Origin of the sequence: Sphaerisporangium rubeum, assembly GCF_014207705.1 — a bacterium.
Lineage (GTDB): Bacteria > Actinomycetota > Actinomycetes > Streptosporangiales > Streptosporangiaceae > Sphaerisporangium > Sphaerisporangium rubeum.
This window is the reverse complement of the sequence record NZ_JACHIU010000001.1, coordinates 4,163,034-4,185,212: the sequence shown is the minus strand read 5'-3', so window position 1 is coordinate 4,185,212 and position 22,179 is coordinate 4,163,034. Positions and strand designations below refer to the sequence as shown.

Annotated in this window: 16 protein-coding genes; 7 read left to right on the top strand and 9 right to left on the bottom strand. The window is 73.5% G+C overall.

What is annotated here, in order from left to right; all coding sequences use genetic code 11:
- Positions 1-17: 17 nt before the first annotated feature.
- The 5 genes from BJ992_RS18000 to BJ992_RS17980 all read right to left on the bottom strand — a co-directional run bounded on the left by BJ992_RS18000 (position 18) and on the right by BJ992_RS17980 (position 11,319).
- Positions 18-6,050 carry a non-ribosomal peptide synthetase/MFS transporter gene (locus BJ992_RS18000; RefSeq protein WP_184982498.1) on the bottom strand — a complete coding sequence of 2,011 codons (6,033 nt, stop codon included), beginning with the start codon at positions 6,048-6,050 and terminating at the stop codon, positions 18-20.
- 40 nt (positions 6,051-6,090) lie between these two features.
- Positions 6,091-7,890, bottom strand: a complete 1,800-nt coding sequence (locus BJ992_RS17995) for an AMP-binding protein (protein WP_184982496.1) — start codon at positions 7,888-7,890, stop codon at positions 6,091-6,093.
- A 260-nt stretch (positions 7,891-8,150) separates the two neighbouring features.
- Positions 8,151-9,977 (bottom strand): hypothetical protein, encoded by a 1,827-nt coding sequence (locus BJ992_RS17990; RefSeq protein ID WP_184982494.1) that lies wholly within the window; start codon positions 9,975-9,977, stop codon positions 8,151-8,153.
- Positions 9,962-10,717: an ABC transporter ATP-binding protein gene (locus tag BJ992_RS17985; protein WP_184982492.1), complete on the bottom strand. Its 756-nt coding sequence runs from the start codon at positions 10,715-10,717 to the stop codon at positions 9,962-9,964. Before BJ992_RS17985 ends, BJ992_RS17990 begins: the two co-directional genes overlap by 16 nt.
- Positions 10,714-11,319: a TetR family transcriptional regulator gene (locus BJ992_RS17980; RefSeq protein ID WP_184982490.1), complete on the bottom strand. Its 606-nt coding sequence runs from the start codon at positions 11,317-11,319 to the stop codon at positions 10,714-10,716. Before BJ992_RS17980 ends, BJ992_RS17985 begins: the two co-directional genes overlap by 4 nt.
- A 151-nt stretch (positions 11,320-11,470) precedes the next feature.
- On the opposite strand from BJ992_RS17980, the gene BJ992_RS17975 reads away from it, so the two are divergent.
- A complete protein-coding gene (locus BJ992_RS17975; RefSeq protein ID WP_184982488.1) occupies positions 11,471-12,457 on the top strand; it encodes an NAD-dependent epimerase/dehydratase family protein in 987 nt (328 codons plus the stop codon).
- A 29-nt stretch (positions 12,458-12,486) separates the two neighbouring features.
- On the opposite strand, the gene BJ992_RS17970 is transcribed toward BJ992_RS17975, so the two are convergent.
- Positions 12,487-13,848, bottom strand: coding sequence for a hypothetical protein (locus BJ992_RS17970; RefSeq protein WP_184982486.1), 1,362 nt, complete (start codon positions 13,846-13,848; stop codon positions 12,487-12,489).
- Between the two features lie 106 nt (positions 13,849-13,954).
- Between BJ992_RS17970 and BJ992_RS17965 the strand changes: the two genes are divergently transcribed.
- From BJ992_RS17965 to BJ992_RS17950, 4 genes are all read left to right on the top strand, one after another.
- Complete coding sequence (locus BJ992_RS17965; protein WP_184982484.1) at positions 13,955-14,611, top strand: glycosyltransferase family 2 protein; 657 nt, start codon at positions 13,955-13,957, stop codon at positions 14,609-14,611.
- Positions 14,612-14,679: 68 nt separating this feature from the next.
- Positions 14,680-15,444: a TIGR04282 family arsenosugar biosynthesis glycosyltransferase gene (locus BJ992_RS17960; RefSeq protein WP_184982482.1), complete on the top strand. Its 765-nt coding sequence runs from the start codon at positions 14,680-14,682 to the stop codon at positions 15,442-15,444.
- Between the two features lie 20 nt (positions 15,445-15,464).
- Positions 15,465-16,814, top strand: coding sequence for a molybdopterin-dependent oxidoreductase (locus BJ992_RS33825; protein ID WP_343072723.1), 1,350 nt, complete (start codon positions 15,465-15,467; stop codon positions 16,812-16,814).
- Positions 16,811-17,161: a hypothetical protein gene (locus BJ992_RS17950; RefSeq protein WP_184982480.1), complete on the top strand. Its 351-nt coding sequence runs from the start codon at positions 16,811-16,813 to the stop codon at positions 17,159-17,161. The genes BJ992_RS33825 and BJ992_RS17950 overlap by 4 nt, the downstream gene beginning before the upstream one ends.
- Here BJ992_RS17950 and BJ992_RS17945 read toward each other — a convergent pair.
- The 3 genes from BJ992_RS17945 to BJ992_RS17935 all read right to left on the bottom strand — a co-directional run bounded on the left by BJ992_RS17945 (position 17,094) and on the right by BJ992_RS17935 (position 20,316).
- Positions 17,094-17,753: a potassium channel family protein gene (locus BJ992_RS17945; RefSeq protein ID WP_184982478.1), complete on the bottom strand. Its 660-nt coding sequence runs from the start codon at positions 17,751-17,753 to the stop codon at positions 17,094-17,096. The two genes, BJ992_RS17950 and BJ992_RS17945, sit on opposite strands and share 68 nt — an antisense overlap.
- Complete coding sequence (locus BJ992_RS17940) at positions 17,746-19,098, bottom strand: TrkH family potassium uptake protein (RefSeq protein ID WP_343072722.1); 1,353 nt, start codon at positions 19,096-19,098, stop codon at positions 17,746-17,748. The genes BJ992_RS17945 and BJ992_RS17940 overlap by 8 nt, the downstream gene beginning before the upstream one ends.
- 186 nt (positions 19,099-19,284) lie before the next feature.
- Entirely contained in the window at positions 19,285-20,316 is a 1,032-nt protein-coding gene (locus tag BJ992_RS17935; protein ID WP_221474877.1) for a sigma-70 family RNA polymerase sigma factor, read from the bottom strand.
- Between the two features lie 117 nt (positions 20,317-20,433).
- On the opposite strand from BJ992_RS17935, the gene BJ992_RS17930 reads away from it, so the two are divergent.
- Both BJ992_RS17930 and BJ992_RS17925 read left to right on the top strand, forming a co-directional pair.
- Complete coding sequence (locus tag BJ992_RS17930) at positions 20,434-20,916, top strand: cation:proton antiporter regulatory subunit (RefSeq protein ID WP_184982474.1); 483 nt, start codon at positions 20,434-20,436, stop codon at positions 20,914-20,916.
- 9 nt (positions 20,917-20,925) lie between these two features.
- Positions 20,926-22,086, top strand: a complete 1,161-nt coding sequence (locus tag BJ992_RS17925; RefSeq protein WP_184982471.1) for a cation:proton antiporter — start codon at positions 20,926-20,928, stop codon at positions 22,084-22,086.
- The last annotated feature ends 93 nt before the right edge of the window (positions 22,087-22,179 follow it).

The following is a 22,179-nucleotide window of genomic DNA, read 5'->3' as shown; positions in this document are numbered from 1 at the left end:
TGTACTGTACGTCCCGATCATCTCCGTGCGGCGGGGTCGTCCAGCTCGTCGTCGGAGGCGCGCTGCAGTTCGTCGCGGTCCCACGTGACGACCGCGCCAGGCACGGAGTCAGGCAGCACGTCCTCCATGTGGCGAAGGGTGCGCCACCGAAGGCCCGCGACGGCCAGCGCGACCTGCGCGGCGCCGAGCAGCACGATCATCAGGGCCATGCCGCGGCCCGGCCCGGTGCCGAGCAGCCCTCCGGCGGTCCCGGCCAGGGGGCCGTCCGGCGCCATGGCCGGCTCGAACAGCGCGTCCGCGAGCGCGCCTGCGGCCAGATAGCCGAGGGGCTCGGTGAGGTTGGCGGTCATGCGGTTGGTGGCGAGCACCCGGCCCTGCAGTTCCATGCCGACCTTGAGCTGGATCATCGTCTGCCAGTGACCGTTGATCAGCGCGATGGACCCCATGACGAGCGCCAGGCCGATCACCGGGTACGGCGGCTCGGGCCGCAGCCCCGCGACGGCCATGCCGAGGCCGGTGAGCAGCACGAAGCCCACCATCCCCGTCGCGCGCCGCTCGAACCCGCCCCACAGCGCCATCACCGTGCCACCCACGATCCCGCCGACCGCGCCTGCCATGGTGGCGACGCTCAGCGTGCCGGTACCGGCGAACTGGAGCACCATCGGCGGGAACAGCGCGAGCGCGAAGCCGAGCATCAGGTTGTAGCCGAGGAAGAACACCACCATGGCGACCAGCGGCGGACGCCGCGCGATGTACCGCAACCCACCGGCGATCTCCTTGCCGATCGGCTCCTCACGCCTGCGGAACAGCAGGTCGGGGAAACGGACCACCAGCAGCGTGGCCGTCGCGGCGATCGTCGTCCCGAGGTCGGCGACCATGGCGCCGCCGACCCCGGCCGACGCGATCAGCACCCCGCCGAGCAGCGGCCCGCCTGCCTGGCTCAGCGCCGTCACCACCTGCAGGACGCCGTTGGCCCGCGCCAGGTACCGCTTCGGTATGAGCTGCGCCGCCGCCGCCAGGTACGCCGGCTGCTGGAACGACGTGGCGACCGAACCGACGGCCGCCGCCACGTAGATGTGCCACACCTGGAGCGACCCCGCCGCGAACGTCACCAGGCAGAACCCCGTGCCGGCGGCGTTCGCCACCTCGGCCCCGATCAGCAGCGACCGCCGGTTCCACCGGTCGGCCGCCGCTCCGGCGAACGGCAGCGCCAGCAGCCCCGGCAGCAGCGCCACCACCAGGATCACGGAGAACTGGGTCGCGCTCCCCGTCCGCAGATAGACCCAGACCCCGAGCGCGAACGCCAGCGCTCTGCTGCCGGTCATCGACAACAGCTGACCCGCCGTGACCAGCGCGAACGCACGCAGCGTCGCCGCACTGCCGTACGATCCGGGACGCGGCGGGGGAGGAGCCGGGGGTGTGGGGGATCCGGCGGGGGAGTGCGCGACCGGTGCCTCGTCCGGTGTCTCTCGGGGGGCCGGTGGTGTGAGGGGTGCGCCGGTCGTGGTGGGGGAGCGCGTGACCGGTGCCTCGTCCGGCGTCTCCCGGGGGGTTGGGTGGGCCGGTGAGTGATCCGGGGACGGCACCGCCGCCGATGATGGTTTCGTGTGGACCGGCGAGGCGGCCGGGACGTCGAGGGCCGAGGTGGTGCCGAGGAACCGCTCGGTCCACGTCGTGATGGCGGCGGCCAAGAGGTCCGGCTGGTGTTTGAGGAAGTAGTGGCCGGCGGCGGGGATGACCGCGAGGTCGCTGTCCGCGCACAGCAGGTCCCACTCGCGGTACCGCTCCTCGTGGAACTCGGTGATGCGGTCCCGTTCGCCGACCACGCTGAGCGCGCGCAGCGTGCGGGGGCCGGGGGACGCGCACAGCCGTGTGTACAGCTCCTCGGACTCGCGTGCGTCGTGCCGCACCGCGCGCAGCGTCAGGGCCTGCTCCCGCGCGTCGAGCACACCGGTGAGGCCGCCGATGCCGCGCAGCATGTCGCGGTACAGCCGGTCCGAGCGCCACCGGTCGCTGGGGAACACCCGGGCCCACAGGTCGAACAGGCGTCCCGGCAGGCGCGGCGCGGGGAAGGCCCCGCCGAGCACCACCCCCGCGACCCGGCCGCCGGCCGCCTCGACGCGCCGTGCGATGTCGTACGCCAGGGCCGCGCCGACACAGTGGCCGTACACGACCACCGGCCCCTCGACCGTGGCGAGCACCTCCCGCGCGACACCCTCGGCCGTGACCGCGAACGGCTCGAGCTCCCGCTCCGGCAGCGCGGGGTCGTGACCCGGCAGGTCGACCGCGTACAGCGGGAACTCCGGCGGCAGCGCGCCGGCCAGCTCCGCGTACGCCGCCGCGGTCCCCCCGCCGAACGGCACCGCGACCACCGTCGCGGTGACCCCCGCCACCGTCCCCGCACCGGCGACCCGGCCGTCCGTCCCCGCACCGGCGACCCGTGCCGTCGTCCCCGCACCGGGGAGCCGCCACAGGTACCCACCGGCGGCGCCTTCCCCGAGGTGGTCGGCGAGCCCCCGCACGGTGGGGTGCCGGAAGACCGAGATGACCCGCACGTCCTCCCCGACGCGCCGCGCGAGCCGCATGGCGCTGAACGAGTCGCCACCCGACTCGAAGAAGTCGTCGTCGATACCGGCCTCTTCGAGGCCCAGCACCTCTTTCCAGACGCGCAGGATCCGCGCGTCCCTGGCGTCCCGCGGGGGAGTGGCGGCGCTGCGGCGCGCGGCGGGAACGGCCTCAGGCAACGCCGGCCAGTCCACCTTGCCGTTCGGGGTGAGCGGCACCTTGCCGATCACGGCCCACGCCGCCGGCACCATGTACGGCGGCATGGAGTCCCGCGCGAACTCCACAAGCCCGGTCACCCCCGCACCGATCCCCGCGCCGGTTCGCGTGCGGCCGGCGGTGTCGTCCTCCGGAGATGCCGTGCCGTCGTGCGCGGTGCCGTGGGCCGGCACGTAGAAGGCCGCGAGGAACGCGCGTCCCTCACGGTCGCGCCGGACGTCGACCGCGACCTCGGCGACGCCGGGGTGGCGCCGCAGCACCGCCTCCACGTGCGACGGCTCGACCCGGTGGCCGCGGATCTTCACCTGCCGGTCCAGCCGTCCGAGGAACTCCACCGCGCCGTCCGGCAGCAGTCGCGCGCGGTCCCCGGTGCGGTAGGCCCGCGCGTCCACGGAGAACGGGTCGCGCACGAACCGGTCACCGGCGCCACCGTGGGGCCGGGCCGCGGCCGCCGCGGGGCCGGCCGTGCCGGCGGGCCCGGATGTACTCGCCGCACCGGCGGACCCGGCCGCGCGCGCTGGGACGTCGGCCGGGTCCAGGTATCCCCGTGCCACGCTCGCGCCGGTGATCAGCAGCTCACCCGCCGTCCCCCGGGGAACCGGCCGCAGGTCACCGTCCACGACATGCGCGCGGACGTGGTCGAGCGGGAACCCGAGGGGGACGGCGGCGCCGGGTGGGGCCGAGGCGGGGATCTCGTACGCCAGCACCGACACGGTCGTCTCGGTCGGCCCGTAGTGGTTCCACACCGCGACCCCCGGCCGGGCCGCGCGCACGGCCGCCACCAGGTCCCACGGACACGGCTCACCGGCCAGCACGAGGAACCGCGCCGGCACCACGTCCGCGAGCAGCCCCGCCTCGGCGACGGCCTGCAGGTGGCTCGGCACCAGCTTCATGAAGTCGATCGGGTGCCGCCGGAAGTACGCCGCCAACCGCGCCGGGTCGGCCGCGTGCTCGTACGGCAGCACATGCAGCGTCCCCCCGGTGGCGAGCGCGCCGAAGAGGTTGGTCAGCCCGAGGTCCGCGGCGAACGTGGACACGATCGCGAAGCGCAGCCCGCCGGGGACCCGCATCCGCGCGAGGACGGAGTCCAGGTAGGCCGAGAAGTGCCGGTGCTCGACCACCACCCCCTTGGGCCGTCCGGTCGACCCCGAGGTGAACAGCACATACATCTCCGAGTCGGCCGCGGCGCTCCTGGCGCCGCCGGATCCGCTCGGCGGATCAGTGGCGACATGTCCGCCGGCTCCGTCTCGATGTGCGTCAGCGGGGTGTCCGCCGGGTTCGTCCTGACGTCCGGTGGCGGAGGGTTCCGCCGGTGAAGGGTCGTGTGCCGCCGGCAGGTCCTCCAGCCGGGTCACCGGCACGCCGTCCGGTACCGTCGTCGCGTCCACCTCCGCGTGGCTGAGGACGACCTCGGCCCCGGACGACTCCAGGACCGCCGCGAGGTGGCCGGCCGGCATCGCCGGGTCGAGGGGTACGTAGCTCACTCCGGCCTTCAGCGCGCCGAGGATCGCCGCCACATAGCCGGTCGATCGCTCGAACAGCAACGCGACCCGGTGGCCAGGCGTGACACGGCCGCGCAGGTAGGACGCCACCTGTTCCGCTCGTTCGTCGAGCTCGCGGTAGGTCACGGCCTCCTCGCGGCATCGCGCCGCGACCCGGTCCGGGTGCGCCGCGACCTGCGCGTGGAACCGCGCCAGGACGGGGACGGCGTCCCGTGCGGCGGGGGCCGGCTCAGGGGCGGGGTCGCCGGGTGGCGCCGCCGGCAGGGTCGCGGCGGGGGAGTCGAGGTCGGTGAGCAGTCCGGTGAGGACGGCGGTGACGTGCTCGCCGAGGCGGGCCACGAGGCCGGGGCCGAGCAGGTCGGTGGCGTAGGTGAACGTCACGCGCAGCGCGTCGCCGGCGTCGACCACCGTGCAGGTCAGGTCGAACTTGGCGCGTGCGCGCGGGACGTCGAGCGGCACGATCGCGAGGCCGGGGACGCGGGCCGCGACCTCGGTGGCGGGATAGTAGTTGATCATCACCTGCGCGAGCCGGCCGGCGCTGAGGTCGCGGTCCTGGCCGAGTTCCGCCACCAGGTGCTCGAACGGCACGTCCTGGTGCGCGAGGTCGTCCAGGGTGTCCCGCCACACCCGCCGTACCAGGTCACGCCGGGTGCCGGGGCCGCCGAAGCCGAGGCGCAGCACGATCGTGTTGACGAAACAGCCGGCGAGCCGCTCGGTCTCCACACGGTCGCGACCCGACACGGGTGTCGCCACCACCACGTCGCCGGTGGCGCAGTGCCGGTGCAGCACGTACCCGAACGCGGTGAGCAGCAGCGCGAACGGCGTCACCGCGGCGTCCTTCGCGGTGGCGTGCAGGCGCCGCCGCACGTCCGCGCCGAGGTCCACGCGCAGCTCGGCGCCGTGGTCGGACCGCACGGCGGGCCTCGGGTGCTCCAGCGGCAGCTCCAGCACCGGCGGCGCGCCGGCCAGCCGCTCACGCCAGTACGCCAGCGACGCGCGCGCCGCGCCGGACTCCGTCCTGGCCCGCTGCCAGGCGGCGTAGTCGGCGTACTGCACCGGCAGCGGCGGTTCCACCGGTCCGGCGTACCGCTCCGGCGGAGGCTCCGCCGTGCCGCCGTACCGCTCCCGCGGAGGCTCCGCCGTGCCGGTCGACCGGATCGGCGGTGGCTCCTTCGTCGCGCCGGCGTACCCGCGGAAGATCTCCTCCATCAGCAGACGGCACGTCCACGCGTCGGAGGCGATGTGGTGCACGACGAGCAGCAGCGCGTGGTCGTCCTCGCCGAGCCGCGCCACGGTGACCCGCAGCGGCGTCTCACGTTCCAGGTCGAACGGCCGCTCGGCGAGGCGCGAGAACAGCTCACCCGCCGTGCCGCCGGGGGAGACCTCGGTGAACTCGACGACCGGGCCGCCGCCGTCCGCGACCAGTACCGGTTCCCCCGGCCCCGGCACGCACCGGGTCCGCAGCACCTCGTGCCGCGCCACCGACGCCGCCACCGCGTGCCGCAGCGCCTCGGCGTCCAGCGGCCCGAGCAGCCGTACCGCCTCGACGGTGTTGTACGCGGGGCTCTCCGGCCGCAGCCGCTGCAGGAAGTAGTGCCTGCGCTGCGCGAACGACATCGGCAGCACCCCGGACGAGCGGTCGGCCGCCGGGATGGGACCGAGGTCGTCGGCGGCCGCCGGGTCCCGGTCCCGCATCATGCGGCTCAGCCGGGCCCGCTGCTCGGGTGACAGCCGGCTCAGGCGGTCGGCGAGAGAGGACTCGGTCATGACACGGCTCCGGTCAGGCGCTCGGCAGGCGACGGTCGCCTCATGACGCGTCCCCGCCTGACGGGCCGCCGTCGCCGGGGCCGTCCAGTGTGTCGAGCAGCGCGCGCAACTCGTCGGGGTCCTCGGCGAGCAGCCGGTACTCGAGGATCAACGCCGCGATCCCCGTGACGGTGGCGGCGGTGAACACCTCGCGTGGGGACGGCCGCACGCCGTACTCCTGCCAGATGCGCGACAGCAGGCGGGTGGCCGTGATCGAGTCGCCGCCGAGCGCGAACAGGTCGTCGGCCGCCGACACGCGCGCCACGCCGAGCAGCTCGGCGAACCGCGCGGCCACCCATCGTTCCTCCTCGCCGGACGGTTCGGCGAAGGCCGGCGCGGCACGTCCGGCGAGGTCGGTCAGCGCGGCCCTGTCCACCTTTCCGGTCCGGGTGCGCGGCAACTCGGGGACCTCGGTGAACCGTGCGGGGATCATCGCCTGCGGCAGGGTGTCGGCGAGGTCCCGCCGCAGGTGCGCGACCTCCAGGTCACCGGCCGGGACGACGTACGCGGTCAGGCTCGCCGACCCGTCCGCGGCCCTGGTGGCGGCGACGAACGCGTCGCGCACCGCCGGGTGCGCGCGGACGGCCCGCAGCACCTCCGCCGGGTGCACCCGCACCCCGTTGATCTTCACCTCGTCGTCGGCCCTGCCGACGACCACCAGGTCACCGTTGTCGTCCACCCGGCCGAGGTCGCCGGTCCGGTACGCCGTGACGCCGTCGCCGAGCACCGCGAACCTCGCGGCGTTCTCCTCCGGCATCCCGAGGTAGCCGTGGCTGCACGAACGGCTCACCAGCACGATCTCCCCGGCGCGCACCGGGTGGTCCAGCCGTTCCCGCACCAGTCCGGCCCTGAGCACGGACTCCGGTTCGATGAAGCAGTACCGCGTGCCGGGGACGGGACGGCCGGCGGGGATCGCCGCGTCGCCGGACAGGTCGTCCGGTATGCGGTTGTACACGGTGGCCTGGCCGCTCTCGGTGGAGCCGTACGAATTGACGCGCAGTGTCGTGTCCGGGAACAGGTCACGCCACCGGCCGAGCAGATCCGCGCCAGGGGGTTCCCCGACGAAGAACACCGCGCGCACCGAGGGGCACACCTCACGTCCGTGCCGCAGCCACGCGCGCGCCACCGACGGCACGACCGTGACCACGCTGATGTCCCGCCGGGCCAGCCACGCGACGGTCGCCTCGGGGTCGGCCGCCGCGCCTTCCTCAGGCAGCACCAGCGTCGCGCCGGCCGCCAGTGGCGGGAAGACGTCCCGCAGGCACGCCTCGAAGCTCAGCCCGGTGAGGAACGCGAACCTGTCCTGTGGCCGCACACCGAACTCGGGCCCGAACCACTCGGCGAACCCGGCGACCGCCGCCGCCGACCCGAGCACCGGTTTCGGCGTGCCGGTGGACCCGGAGGTGAAGTACACGAACGCCGCGTCCGGCGGCACCCCCGGGTGCCGGTGCGCACCGAGCCGCAGCACCTCGGCGCCGTCCACCAGGAACTCCGGCCGCGCGAGGTCCAGGAACACCGCGCGCCGCTCGGCCGGTGTGTCCGGATCGACCGGCACCACCGTCCCACCCGCCGCGAGCACGGCGAGCAGGTCGAGCACGAACTCCACCGACTTCACCCGCTCGACCGCCACGAACGCACCGCGCGCTCCGAGCGCCTCCAGCTCAGAAGCGCGCTCCGCCACGAGCCCGGCCAGTTCGCGGTAGGTCACGCTCCTGCGGCCCTGCTCCAGCGCGACCCCCGATCCGGGGCCGGCCGCGTGCCGGTGAATGAGCTGAACAAGACGGCTTTTGGTGTCTGTCACAGAGTGCCTCACAGGAACGCGCGACCCGCGGCGGCGGGTCCAGGGAGCAGGGGGATATCCGCGACAAATCAACCGCAGCACTAACCGTCAAAAGGGACATAAATGCATATTTTTAGTGGCAGGTACTCCCCGGCCACCTACTCTGACATCGGAAAACAGGCGTAGTGAGGTGCTTTACGGCAATAGAGGTCTTCGCGGCAGATATTAGTTAAGCAGCCATCTGCCGCTGATGCCGGGTAAAAGGCGCTAAAAGAAAAGGATCAGGTGACCGCGGCCTGCTCGCCGCCGGGTTCCCCGGTCGCCTCCGGCCCGCGGCGCAGCGGGATGACGACCGCGGTCGCGTAGATGGCGACACCGAGCGCGATCATGAAGGCGATGACGGGCCACTGCCAGGGCTCCGGCAGGTACAGGGCCAGGAACCACGCGCGGGTGTCCTCGCCGTTCACCTTGAAGACCGCGGGGAGCACACCCTGGGGGAACAGGGGGATCGCGCCGACGGTGTAGCACACGCCGACGACGAGGCGGTCGCGGCGCGACAGGTTCTCGTAGCGGGTCCACCTGCGCGGCGTGCCGGAGGTGGTGGCGGGGGACGGCCGGCGGCCGGTGCGCATCGTCTCCAGCAGTTCCGGGCCGCGCGCGAGCAGGGCACGCTCGGCGAGCAGGCCGAAACCCCAGTAGCACAGCGCTCCCGTCACGACCCCCACGGCGACCCCGGGCCAGCCGGTCAGCGCCGCGACCACGGTCGCGGGGGCCGCGGTGACCAGGACCAGCGCCAGCACGGCGTACACCATGCCGGTGACCGTGCCGTCCTCCTCGGTGAAGCGCAGCGGGTTGCCACCGCGCTTGTGCGGGTCGATGCCGGGGACCAGCGCGTACACCGAGGCCAGCGGCACCAGGCCGGCGCCGCCGCCGAGCAGCGACACCAGCAGCGCGAGCATCACGGGCCAGGAACCGTCCACGGCGGCGACCGGCGCGACGGTCAGCACGACCGCCACCGGCGCGACGGTGAGCAGCCACGCGTGCTGCCGTCCCCGCACGTCCGCGGTCCCCGGCGTCATGAGCGCGAGCCACAGCGCGGTGCCGTCGGTGCCGTACAGGTTGGCCGACAGCGCCGCGGCCATCACCACGAAGATCGGCCCGGCCAGCGGCAGCATGTCCGGAACGCCGATCAGCAGCGGAGCGGCGGCGAAGAACACCCCGTACGCCAGCGCGAACATGAACTGGTGGGTCCGCACCAGGTCGCGCGACCAGGTGCGCAACTCCTTGGAGAGCACCGCGCCTGACGCCGTGGTGACCCGCATCGGGGCCCGGCCCCTCGGCGCGGTGCGCGTGGCCCCCGCGCGCCGGGTGAGCAGCGCGGCCCACGCGGCCAGCAGCAGCACCGCCAGCACCACCTGCGCGGCGAGCGCCGCGCCTGCCCTGACCCAGTCACCCGACCCCGCGGCCTCCACCGCGACCACACCCCAGCCGGACGGCAGGTGACGCGCCACCTCACCTACCACCGGCGGCACGCCGCCTGGCCGGCCGAGCGCGACGAACACCACCCAGATCTGGCCGAGCAGCGCCAGCACCAGGCCGTTGGCCAGCCCCGCGCCGACCGCGCCGGCCCGGGACCGCAGCGCGATGCCGAGCAGCGCGACGGCCACCCGCGACAGCAGCACGAACACCGCGAGCTGCGTCAGCGCCACGGGTACCGACACCAGCGCCGCGACGGCCCCGAGACGCGCACCGTGGACGGTCAGACCGGCGAGGGCCAGCAGGCTGATGACCGGCGCCACACCGACGAACGCCGACACCAGGAGCCCCGAGGCCAGGCGGCGTGGCGGCAGGCCGAGCAGGGTGAAGAACTCCGGCCGCAGCGTCTCGTCACCGCCTCCGGCGAACGCCGGGCCGAAGATCCAGCCGAGCATCCACACGGCGTACGCGGCGGCGAGCAGCTCCGCCGTGCCGAGCCCCAGCCAGATCGTGCCGCCGGCGAGGACCAGCCCCGTCACCGCACCCATCACCGTGAAGCCCGCGCGCTGGCCGCTCATGGAGTGGCGCAGCACGGCGACCTTCATCTTGACCATGGTCATCGCGACAGCCACGCCAGCTCCTTGATCCCGCCGCTCTCGGCGCCGACGAGCCCGACGAAGGCGTCCTCCAGGGTGCTCGCGCCGCGCACCTCGTCCAGGGTGCCTGCCGCCGCCACCCGGCCCTTGTCGATCACCGCGACGTGGTCGCAGAGCTGCTCGACCAGGGCCATGACGTGGCTGGACAGCACGATGGAACCGCCACCCGCCACGAAGCCGCGCAAGATGGTCTTGATGGTCGCGGCGGACACCGGGTCCACGGCCTCGAACGGCTCGTCGAGCACCAGCAGCCGCGGCGCGTGCAGCAGCGCGGTGGCGAGGCCGATCTTCTTGCGCATGCCGGTGGAGTACTCGATGACCAGGGTCTTCTCCGCCTCGTCCAGCTCCAGCACGGCCAGCAGCTCGGCGGCCCGTTGGTCCACCACCTCACGCGGAAGCCCGCGCAGCAGCCCGAGGTAGGTGAGCACCTCGCGGCCGGTGAGCCGCTCCGGCATGGCCAGGCCGTCCGGCAGCACCCCCACCAGGGCCTTCGCCACGGCGGGGTCGGACCACACGTCCGCACCGAAGATCCGCGCGCTGCCGCCGTCGGGCCGCAGCAGGCCGACGGCCATGGACAGCGTGGTGGTCTTGCCGGCGCCGTTCTGGCCGACGAGGCCGTAGAAGGAGCCCGCCGGGATGGTCAGGTCGATGTCGTCGACGGCGATCTTGTCGCCGAAGGCCTTGCGCAGGCGGGAGGTCTGTAATGCGGGGATCATGGTGTGCTCCGGGTCGCGAGCGTGAAGACGGTGACGAGTTCGCGGGAGATCTCCCGCAGGTCCAGCTCAGGGTTTTTGATCATTTCCGCGGGGACGGCGTCGATGGCCCCGCGTATGGCGAGCGCCATCGGCCGCGTGGCGAAGTCACGGAACTCCCCGGTGTGCCGTCCCCAGTCCAGGACCTTGGCGAGATCGGTGAGCGCGGTCTCGTGCTGCGCCGCGTACGGCCCCGGCCCGCCGTCCTCCGCGCGTCCGTGTCCCACGATCTCCACGAGCGCGAGCAACGGCCGGGGATGCAGCCGCATGAAGTCCAGGTTCGACTCGATGTACGCGCGCAGCCCGCCGGTCGCGGTGGTCTCCGCCATGATCCGCGGCACCATCATCTCGGTCGCGATCCGGGCCACCTCCTCCACGACGGCCCTGATCAGCTCGTCCTTGCTGCCGAAGTGATAAATGATCACCCCGGTGCTCACCTTGGCCAGCTTGGCGATCTTCGCCAGCGAAGCGTTGCCGTACCCGAGCGTCGCGATGGCGTCGATGGCGCAGGCGACGATCTGCGCGCGCCGCGCCTGTTCGATGAACGACCGCGCTTCTGACGGCACATGCAGAAATCTAAACGTGCGTTCAGAAAATCACAAGGTCTTTGCTTGAAGCGGTCATATCACTGCTCTGTGCAGCCGCATCTCTTACGGTCCGCGAACGCGTGCGCGCCGCGCCGTGCCGGCGGCGCGGGCCGCGCCTACGCTCGGCGGGATGAGGATTCTGCTCACCGGCGCGGCCGGGTTCATCGGCGGTCACGTGGCGCGTGCGCTGGAGGCGGCGGGGCACGACGTGACCGGTCTGGACGTCAGGACCGGTGGCGACGTGCGGTCCGCCGCCGATCTGGACCTGGCGTTGCCGGGAGTGGAGGCCGTGGTCCACCAGGCGGCCAAGGTCGGGCTCGGGGTGGACGTGGCCGACCTGCCGGACTACGCGTCGGTCAACGTGTACGGCACGGCCGAACTGCTCGCGGCGATGGCACGGCACGGCACCGGCCGCCTGGTGCTGGCGTCGTCGATGGTCGTCTACGGGGAAGGGGCCTACGACTGCGCGCGGCACGGCCGGGTACGGCCGGGCCCCCGCACCGTCGCCGACCTGGATCGAGGACGGTTCGAGCCGCGTTGCCCTGACTGCGCGGCGCCGCTGGCCCCCGCGATGATCGCCGAGGACGCGCCGGCCGATCCGCGCAACGCCTACGCCACCACCAAGCTCGCACAGGAGCACCTCGCCGCCGGCTGGGCCAGGGAGACCGGTGGTGTCGCGGTGGCGTTGCGCTACCACAACGTGTACGGACCCGGCATGCCGAGGGACACCCCGTACTCGGGTGTGGCGGCGATCTTCCGGTCGGCCCTGGAGGCCGGCCGGGCCCCCCGGGTGTTCGAGGACGGCGGCCAGCGCCGGGACTTCGTGCATGTCGGCGACATCTCCGAAGCCAACGTCGCCGCACTCGCAGGCGGCCGGCCCGGCCGGCTGGTGGCGTACAACATCGCGAGCGGTCACCCGCACACCGTGGGGGAGATGGCCGCGGCGCTGGCGGCGGCCTACGGCGGCCCCGAGCCGGTGGTCACAGGGGAGTACCGGCTCGGCGACGTACGGCACGTCACAGCCGCACCGGACCTCGCGGCCAAGGAACTGGGCTTCCAGGCACGCACCCCGTTCGCCGAAGGCATGAGGGAGTTCGCCGCCGCGCCGCTGGGATGACTCGGCGTGTCACTGGATGGCTCGCCGCGTCACCAGGGTGAAAGCACGAGCCCCTGCAGCAGCAGTCCGGTCACCGCCTGCGCGGTGAGCGCGTGGCGCCACGGCGCGAGCGCGGCGGCCACCGTCACCCACAAGGCGTACGGCACCCAGATCCGCTCCACCTCGCCGCGCGTCACCCCGCTCACGTCGAGGGCCAGCACCGCGACCAGCGCCGCCGCCACCACGACCGTGCCGCCGGGAAGCAGACGGTGCCAGGCCCGTACGAGGGCCGCGACCGGTCCGGTGACCAGACGGCGCCAGGCGCGGGCCGTGCCTGCGGCCGTGACCGGTCCGGTGACCAGGCGGCGCCAGGACCGCGCGAGGCCGACGGCGGTGGCGGGGCCGGTGAGCAGCGCGAGGACCGCGAGGTTCGCCACCAGGAAGTACAGGTACGGACGTGCGGCCCCGGGGTCGGCGGTCCACTGCGCGTGGGTGGCCGCCACACCGGCCGGCCACCAGAAGCCGCCGGCGGCGAACGCGGCCGTCACCGCCGCCGCGCCGCCGAGGGCCGCGCACACCGCCGGGAGCGGCGGCCGGACGGCCACCGCCACCACGACGGGGATCAGCAGGTAGGGCACGAGGCCGTAGCTCAGGTACGGCAGCGCGCCGAGCAGCACCCCGGCGCCGCCGCAGGACACCACCCTGGTCACCGGCCGCCGTCCCGTCACCAGCAACGCGACCCCCCACGCGCCGGCCCCCGCGAAGAACGCGTCCATGCTCGTGGCGATCCACACCGACGCCGGAGCCAGCGCGAGGAACGGAAGCGCGCGCCGCGCGGCCGCCTCGCCGGCGACCCGCCGCACCGTCAGGCCGATCGCCACCGTCGCCGAGCAGCCGACCGCGATCACCAGCAGCGCCGCCGGCAGCGGCCCGGTGAGCCCCGCCCCCGCGAGGGCCCACACCACGAGCACCGGCAGCGGCGGATGGCCGCGCACATGCGTGGGGTACGACGGCAGCCGCTCGGTGAACGTGGCCAGCCACCCCAGGGGGTCGTGACCCACCTGCGGCAGCACCGCCAGGTACTCCTGCGGATGCGTGAACGGCGCCGCCGGCCCGTCGGACGGCGCCGCCAGCAGCACCGTCCACGCCAGCGCGCAGCCGTACGCGGCCAGGCACGCCACACCGAAGCCGGCCCGTGCCGTCAGCCGAGGCAGCACCGGGACGGCGACCGCCGCGAAGGCGGCGGCAGGCAGCAGCGCGAACGTGAGGAACCGGAAATGGCCGTGCAGCGGCGGCAGATGGTCGATGGCGAGCACCCCCGCGCCGTGCAGGACCGCTCCCACCGCGAACGCTCCGGCCACCAGGCCCACCCAGGCCCGCAGCGCACCCCGGCCCTCGGCGTCCGCCGTCATGATCGTCCCGTCACGGTCCAACGATAGGCCTGAACTGCGCATACCCGGCCGGGACGTCATCGCTTCGTAAGAGTTGGACGGCCGTCTTGATCGTAACGTTGGGCCCATGGACATCGATGTCGTGCTGCCCTGCCTGAACGAGGCGGCGGCGCTCACCCGGGTGCTGGAGCGGATGCCGGAGGGATACCGGCCCATCGTGGTCGACAACGGCTCCACCGACGGGTCGGCCGCGATCGCCGCGCGTCTCGGCGCGACCGTGGTGACCGAGCCACGGCGCGGGTTCGGGGCCGCCTGCCACGCCGGGCTGACGGCGGCACGCGGCGACATCGTCTGCTTCATGGACGCCGACGCCACCCTCGACCCCCGGCAGCTTCCCCGGGTCGCGGACCCCGTGCGCGAGGGCCGGGCCGGCCTGGTGCTCGGACGGCGCGTCCCCGCCGAACGCGGCGCGTGGCCGCCGCACGCGCGGCTCGCCAACGCCGCGCTCGCGCGCATGCTGCGCGGACGCACCGGGGTGCCGCTGCGCGACCTCGGGCCGATGCGGGCCGCCACACGGACCGGCCTGCTCGCGCTCGGGTTGCGGGACCGCAGGTTCGGCTACCCCCTGGAGATGGTGCTGCGCGCGTCGGCGGCCGGCTGGGCGATCATCGAGACCGACGTGGACTACCTGGCACGGGCCGGCCGGTCCAAGGTCACCGGCACGGTGCGCGGCACCGCACGTGCGATCGCCGACATGCGGCGCGTCATCCGGGAGACGGCGTGACGCGGCACGTGGCGGGGGGAACCGGGGACGGTGTGACGCGCCAGGCGGTACGTCATCGGGGAGACGGCGTGACGCAGATCGTGGTCATCGCCAAGGAACCCGTGCCGGGCCGGGTCAAGACCCGGCTGTGTCCGCCGTTCACCCCCGAGCAGGCGGCCGGTCTGGCCGCCGCCGCGCTGGAGGACACGCTGCGCACCGTGGCGGACGCGGGGCCCCGGCACCGGGTGCTGGCCCTGCGCGGCGTGCCGGGGCCGTGGCTGCCGGACGGTTTCGACGTGATCGCGCAACGCGGGGACGGGCTGGACCAGCGGATCGCCGCCGCGTTCACCGACGCGCACGAACGGCGTCCCGGTCCTGTCGTGCTCATCGGCATGGACACCCCGCAGGTCACCCCCGCGCTGCTGCGCGTGGCCTGCGCCGCGCTCGGCCGGTACGACGCGGTGTTCGGGCCGGCGGCGGACGGCGGCTGGTGGCTCCTCGGCCTGCGCCGTCCCGACCCCGCGCTCCTGCTCGGCGTGCCGATGTCGGTCCCGGAGACCGGCGCGGCGCAGCTCCGGCGGCTGCGGCAGGCCGGCCTGAGCGTGGCGGCCATGCCGGAGCTGCGCGATGTCGACACCGCGGCCGACGCGGCGCGGGTCGCCGCGCTGGCACCGGGAACACGGTTCGCCGCCGCGCTACGAGCCGTCGGCGGCGCGTCGCGGGTCGTGGACGGCGCGTCGCGGAGCGTCGGCGATGTACCACGGGTCGTGGATGGTGTGCCACGGATCGTGGACGGCGCCTGGCAGGTTGTCGGCGGCGCCTCGCGGGCCGCTGGGCCGGCGAACGGCTCGTGATGGTCCGGTGGCCGACGCGCGTGCCGGCCTGGATGCTCGGGAGGGAACGGCCGCCGGGGCCGTTCCGGCCGGGGTTCTGGCGCAGCCCGCTGCGTACGCCGTGGCTGACGTCGGTGCTCGGTCTGGTGCTGCTGGCCGGCATCCCGGTCGTGGCCGTCACGGGGCTGTTGTCGTACGCCGCCTACGAGCCCCGGCTGCCGGGGAACGACCTCACCCCGGACCGGGGGCTGCTCGGCTTCTACCTGTTCGGCTGGCCCACCCGGCCGGTGTGGCTGTACCGCGTCACCCAGGGCACGCATGTGATCCTTGGGCTGACGCTGGTGCCTGTGCTGCTGGCCAAGCTGTGGTCGGTGATCCCCAAGCTGTTCGCCTGGCCCCCGGTCCGGTCGCCGGCGCACGCGCTGGAACGGGTGAGTGTGCTGCTGCTCGTCGGTGGCGCGGTGTTCGAGTTCCTCACCGGCATACTCAACATCCAGCGCCTCTACGTCTTCCCGTTCTCCTTCTACCCGGCCCACCTGTACGGCGCGTGGATCTTCCTGGCCGCGCTCGTCGCGCACGTAGCGCTGAAGTGGCCCCGCGTCGTCGCCGCGCTCCGGACCCGCGGCCCGCGTCAGGAACCGCGCACCCCGCCGCGTGACCCCCACCCCGGACCGCCGCACCCCGGCGCGGCCGGGAATCCTGGCGCGGCCGGGGATCCTGGCGCGGCCGGGGATCCTGGCGCGGCCGGGAATCGCGGTGTGGCCGGGGATCCCGCGCGGCCCGCCATGTCACGCCGCGGGCTGCTCGCCTTCACCGGCGGGGCCTCGCTGGCCGTGTTCGGCCTGTCGGTGGGCCAGACCCTGGACGGCCCGCTGCGCGGTACGGCCCTGCTCATCCCGCACAGCCGTTCCCACGGCCCCGAAGCCGGCGGCTTCCAGGTCAACACGACCGCCGCGAGCGCCGGCATCGACCCCTCGCTGACCGGCCCGTCGTGGCGCCTGGCCCTGGCCGGCACGCACGAGGTACGGCTGTCGCGTGAGGAACTGCTGGCCCTGGCACAGCGCACCTACCGGCTGCCGATCGCCTGCGTGGAGGGCTGGTCGACCGAGCAGGAGTGGACCGGTGTCCGCCTCGCCGACCTCGCGCGGCTGTGCGGGGCCCCGGACGCCGCCGGCGTGTACGTCGCCTCCTTGCAGGAAGGCGGCGCCTTCAGCCACGCGTCGCTGAGCGCCACCCAGGCCGCCGACCCCCGCTCGCTGCTCGCTCTGCGGGTCAACGGCGCCGACCTGTCGCCGGACCACGGCTTCCCCGCACGGATCATCGTCCCCGGCGCTCCCGGCGTCCACAACACCAAGTGGGTGCGCCGGCTCGAGTTCCGGCGGTTCACATGAGCGGCGGTCACATGAGCGGCGGTCACGTGGACGCCGGTCACATGGACAGTGGTCACGGGAACGTCAGCCGGTACGGCGCGGGGCCGGGGCACGCGTTCGTGATGGCCGTCTGCTTCGCGGTGGCCGCCTACGTCCTCAGCCGCGTGGCCGCCGCCGGCATTCTCGCCGGGTTCCTGCTGTGGTTCCTCGGCGCGGCCGTCCTGCACGACGTCGTGCTGCTGCCGCTGTACACCGGGCTCTTCCACGGCCTGCGCGTCGTCGTGAGGCGCGGCCGGGCCGTCACAGCTCCGAGAAGCGCTCCACCTGTTCGGCGCGGCCGGAGACGAGGATGGTGTCGTCGTAGGTGAGGACGGTCTCGGAGTCGGCGTAGGTGAAGCCCTCGTCCCTGGTCTTGACGGCGACGATGGTGACGCCGTACTTGCGCCGCAGGTTGGACCGGCCGAGGGGGATGCCGACGTAGTCCTTCGGGGGCCGGGTCTTGACGAGCGCGAAGTCGTCGTCGACCTGCATGTAGTCGAGCATGCGGCCGCTGACCAGGTGGGCCACCCGCTCACCCATGTCGTGTTCGGGGAAGACGACGTGATGGACGCCGAGGCGGTCCAGGATGCGGCCGTGCTGGCGGCTGATGGCCTTGGCCCAGATGGAGTCGATCTCCAGTTCGACCAGCAGCGACGCCGTCAGGATGCTGGCCTCCAGGTCGCCGCCGATGCCGACCACGGCGCGGGTGAAGTCGGGGACGCCGAGTTGCTGGAGGGCCTCCATGTCGGTGGCGTCGGCGGTGGCGATCTGGGTGATCTGGCCGGCCAGGTGCTGGGTGACCTTGGCGCGGTGGTCGATGGCCAGCACCTCGTTGCCGCGGCGGGTCAGCTCCAGGGCCAGAGCGGTGCCGAAGCGGCCGAGGCCGATGACCACCACGGGGTCCTTCGATCTGTCAGCCAACGATCACTCGCTCCTCGGGTAGCTGGTAACGGCGGCTCCGCTCCTTGAGCGCCAAGGCGGAGCCGAGGGTGAGGGGGCCGAGGCGGCCGATGAACATCAGGACGACCAGCACCACCTGCTCGGGGCTGCCGAGCCCGGTGGTGATGCCGGTCGAGACGCCGACGGTGGCGAAGGCCGAGATGACCTCGAACAGCACCTTGTCCAGGGTGTACGGCGTGATGACGAGCAGGACGTATGTGGCGACGGCCACGATACCGGTGCCGAGCGCCATGATCGCCACCACCTGGCGTTGCGCGGCCTCCGGCAGGCTCCGGTGGCCGATGTTGACCCGCGGCTCGCCGCGCAGCTCGGCCCATACGATGAAGGCGAACAGCCCGAACGTCGTGACCTTGATGCCGCCGGCAGTGCCGGCGCTTCCCCCGCCGATGAACATCAGCAGGTCGGTGACGAGCCAGCTCGACGGGTACATCTGCGAGATGTCCACCACGTTGAACCCGCCGCTGCGCGGCATCACCGCGGTGAAGAACGCCGCGAGCCACTTGCCTGCGGTGTCCAGCGGCCCGAAGGTGCCGGGGTTGGACCACTCGGTGACGAGGAACACCACGGTGCCGGACAGCAGCAGCCCCGCGGTGGTGGCGACCGTGATGCGCGTCAGGATGCTCCAGCGGCCCGGACGCCGCCACGAGCGCATCAGCTCGAACACCACGGGGAAGCCGAGGCCGCCGACGACGACGGTGACGGCGATGGTGAGGCAGATCCAGGGGTCGGAGACGAAGCGCATGAGGCTGTCGTCCCACAGCGCGAATCCCCCGTTGTTGAACGCCGACACCGCGTGGAAGACGCCGTAGTAGGCCGCACGGCCGAACGGCTCGCCGTACCCGGTGAGGAACCGGACGGTCAGGACGGTCGCGGCGACCGCCTCGCAGGCGAGGCTGAACATCACGACCCGGGCCACGATGCGCCGGATGTCGGCGAGACTCAGCGTCTTGGTCTCCATCTGCGCGAGCATCCTGGCCCGCACGCCGAGCCGCTTGGACACCAGCAGGGTGAACACCGTGCCGAGCGTCATCACCCCGAGCCCGCCGACCTGCATCAGCAGCGCGATCATGGCCTCGCCGAACACCGACCAGTGGGTGGAGGTGTCCACCACCGCGAGCCCGGTGACGCACACGGCCGACGTCGCCGTGAAGAGCGCGGTCAGCCAGTGCGCGGACTCGCCGGTGGTGGTGGCCAGCGGCAGCCGCAACAGCAGCGTGCCGACCGCGATGGCGAACCCGAACCCCATGACGACGACCTGCGCGGGGTGGTGGAACCGGTCAAGCAGGATCGACCCGCCCCGGCTCACCCCGCCTCCCGCAGGGACGAGGACGCGCCGCGGGGACGGCGCGGTGGTACGGCGGCGGGCCGGTGGACGGCGATGCCGGAGGCGAGCACGCCTACGACCGTAGACGACCGGAGGTGGCCCGCGTGCACAGACACCGGACCTTCCCACCAGGCGGACTTATCGCGACAAGTCATGACGCGGCGAAGGTCAGGTGAGGAAGGCCGGCAGGCCGAAGGCGGGGAAGTGATCGGCCCCGACAAAAGACGTGATCGCGGCGACGCGGTCGCCACGCAGGGTGAGGACGCTGACCGACCAGGCGTGATGCACTCCGGCGTCGTCGTCGCGCAGGTAGCACGCGACCGCGGCCTGACCGTTGGCGTCGACGGGGATGTGGCGCCAGTCGCCACAGGTCGTCAGCGGGACCTTCACGGCGAACTCCATCGCCGGGCCCCGGCCCTGGTACCAGTGGGGGAGCGGCGGCATGGACCAGGTCACGTCCTCGGTCAGCAGAGCGACCAGGGCCCCGGCGTCGCCACGCTCCAGCGCGGACGAGAAACCGGCGACGATCTCACGCAGCCGGGTGTCACCCAGTGTGCGCAGCGTGCGCTGCTGGCTGAGGGACGGGATCCGCTCGGCGGCGGCCGACCGGGCCCGTTGCAGCGCGCTGTTCACCGACGCGACCGTGGTGCCCATCATCGCGGCGATCTCGGCCGCGGAGAAACCGAGCACCTCGAACAGCAGCAGCGCCGCGCGCTGGTTCCCCGGCAGGTGCTGGAGCGCCGCCACGAACGCCAGCTCGACGGCCTCCCGCTGCTCGTAGCGCGCGTGCGGCCCCGCCGTCTCCTCCGGCAGTCCCGCCGCCGGATAGGGCCCGAGCCACGCGACCTCGGTCAGCGGCACGTCCGCGAGCACGGCGCGGTCACTGGCGGGACCGAGGTCGACCGGGAGCGCACGCGCGCCGCGGGTGCGGACGAGGTCCAGGCACGTGCGGGTGGCCACCGTGTACAGCCACGACCGCACCGACCCGCGTCCCTCGAACCCCGCGAGCCCCCGCCAGGCCCGCACCATCGCGTCCTGCAGCGCGTCGTCGGCGTCGTGGACCGACCCCAGCATGCGGTAGCAGTGCGCGTGCAGCTCCCCGCGCAGCGGCTCCACCAGCCGGGTGAACGCCGCGCCGTCCCCCTCGCGCGCCGAGCGGAGATCGGCCTCGTCGGAGGCATGTTCCGAAATTTTGTTCACATCAACCGATTCTGCACCACGGCCGCGGTCCGCTGTCGGCCGACCGGCGCGACCGCGGTCGGGGATTGGTAGGGTCTGGGGCGGAAACAGGCTATTCCCGGCGTGGAGGACGGTGCGGTGGAGGTCGAGCAGACGGCGTTGCCCGGGATCGGGTTGCGGCACGAGTTCACGACACGGGCCGGACGACGCGTCGGGGTCGTGTCGCATCGCACGGGGCAGCGCGATCTGGTCATCTACGACTCGGGTGACCCGGACCGGGCCTGCGAGAGCGTGCGGCTCAACGACGAGGAGGCCGACGCGCTGGCCGAGCTCCTCGGCGCGCCACGCATCGTGCAGCGGCTCAACGACCTCCATCGGGAGGTCGAGGGGCTGGTCAGCCACCAGTTGCCGATCGCGACGGGTTCGCCGTACGTGGGACGGCCCATGGGGGACGCGCGCGTGCGCACCCGCACCGGTGCGTCCATCGTGGCGGTGGTGCGCGGCGGGCAGGTGGTGGCGAGTCCGGGGCCCGACTTCGTCCTTGAGGTCGAAGACGTCGTGGTGGTCGTCGGCGGAGCGGAGAGCACGGCCGCGGTCGCCGAGATCCTGGCCAAGGGGTAGGACGGGCTGTTGCACCACACGGCGATACTGTTTCTCGAGTTCGGCGCGGTTCTTCTGGGTCTCGGCATCCTCGGGGCACTGGCGCTCCGGGTCGGCATCTCCCCCATTCCCCTCTACCTCGTGGCCGGGCTGGCGTTCGGCACCGGCGGCATCCTGCCTCTCGCGACGAGCGAGGAGTTCACCGCCGTCGGCGCCGAGCTCGGCGTCATCCTGCTGCTGCTCACCCTCGGCCTGGAGTACAACGCCGACGAACTGGTGACCAGCCTCAAGGGCAACGCGCGCGCGGGCCTGGTCGACCTGGTGCTCAACGCGGCACCCGGCGCCATCTGCGCGTTACTGCTCGGCTGGGGCCCGGTGGCGGCCGTGGCGATGGCCGGCGTCACCTACGCCACGTCCTCCGGCATCACCGCCAAGGTCCTGTCCGACCTCGGCTGGATCGGTAACCGCGAGACCCCGGTGGTGCTGTCCCTGCTGGTGTTCGAGGACCTCACCATGGCGATCTACCTGCCGGTGCTGACCGCGCTGCTGGCGGGGCTGAGCCTCATGGCCGGCGCGGTGACGGTCGCGATCGCGCTCGGCACGGTCAGCGTCGTCCTGCTGATCGCGCTGCGCTTCGGCAGGTTCATCGAGGCGTTCGTGTCCAGCCCCAACAACGAGGTCCTGCTGCTGAAGGTCGTGGGTCTCGCGCTGCTGGTGGCCGGGGTGGCGCAGCAGCTCCAGGTGTCCGCCGCGGTCGGCGCGTTCCTCGTCGGCATCGCGCTGTCGGGTGAGCTCGCCGAGGAGGCCCGCGCGCTGCTCACCCCGCTGCGTGACCTGTTCGCCGCGGTGTTCTTCGTGTTCTTCGGCCTCCAGACCGACCCCACCAAGATCGGCCCGGTGGCGGGGCTCGCCGTGGTCCTGGCGCTGGTCTCCATGGTCACCAAGCTGCTCACCGGCGCGTACGCCGCGCGTCGCGCCGGCATCGGCCGTGCGGGCCGCGCGCGGGCCGGCATCTCCCTGATCCCACGCGGCGAGTTCAACATCGTCATCGCGGGCCTGGCCGTGGCCGCCGGGGCCCACCCCGACCTCGGCCCGCTCGCCGCCGCGTACGTCCTCATCCTCGCCGCGTTCGGCCCCCTCGCCGCACGCCTGGTCCAGCCCTGGATCACCGCGATCGCCAAGCGCGCCTGACCCTTCTCACGCCGCGCGGGCACCCGTGTTAGGAGTGCCTGCCGGAGGGCAGGTGGCGTCGCCGTGGACGGCCGCCCACAGGCGAGCGGCCGG

Bases quoted from the DNA above. Each gene is read 5' to 3' on its own strand.
- BJ992_RS18000 (WP_184982498.1), bottom strand. From the start codon at position 6,050: ATGACCGAGTCCTCTCTCGCCGACCGCCTGAGCCGGCTGTCACCCGAG.
- BJ992_RS17985 (WP_184982492.1), bottom strand. From the start codon at position 10,717: ATGATCCCCGCATTACAGACCTCCCGCCTGCGCAAGGCCTTCGGCGAC.
- BJ992_RS17975 (WP_184982488.1), top strand. From the start codon at position 11,471: ATGAGGATTCTGCTCACCGGCGCGGCCGGGTTCATCGGCGGTCACGTG.
- BJ992_RS17970 (WP_184982486.1), bottom strand. From the start codon at position 13,848: ATGACGGCGGACGCCGAGGGCCGGGGTGCGCTGCGGGCCTGGGTGGGC.
- BJ992_RS17965 (WP_184982484.1), top strand. From the start codon at position 13,955: ATGGACATCGATGTCGTGCTGCCCTGCCTGAACGAGGCGGCGGCGCTC.
- BJ992_RS17950 (WP_184982480.1), top strand. From the start codon at position 16,811: ATGAGCGGCGGTCACATGAGCGGCGGTCACGTGGACGCCGGTCACATG.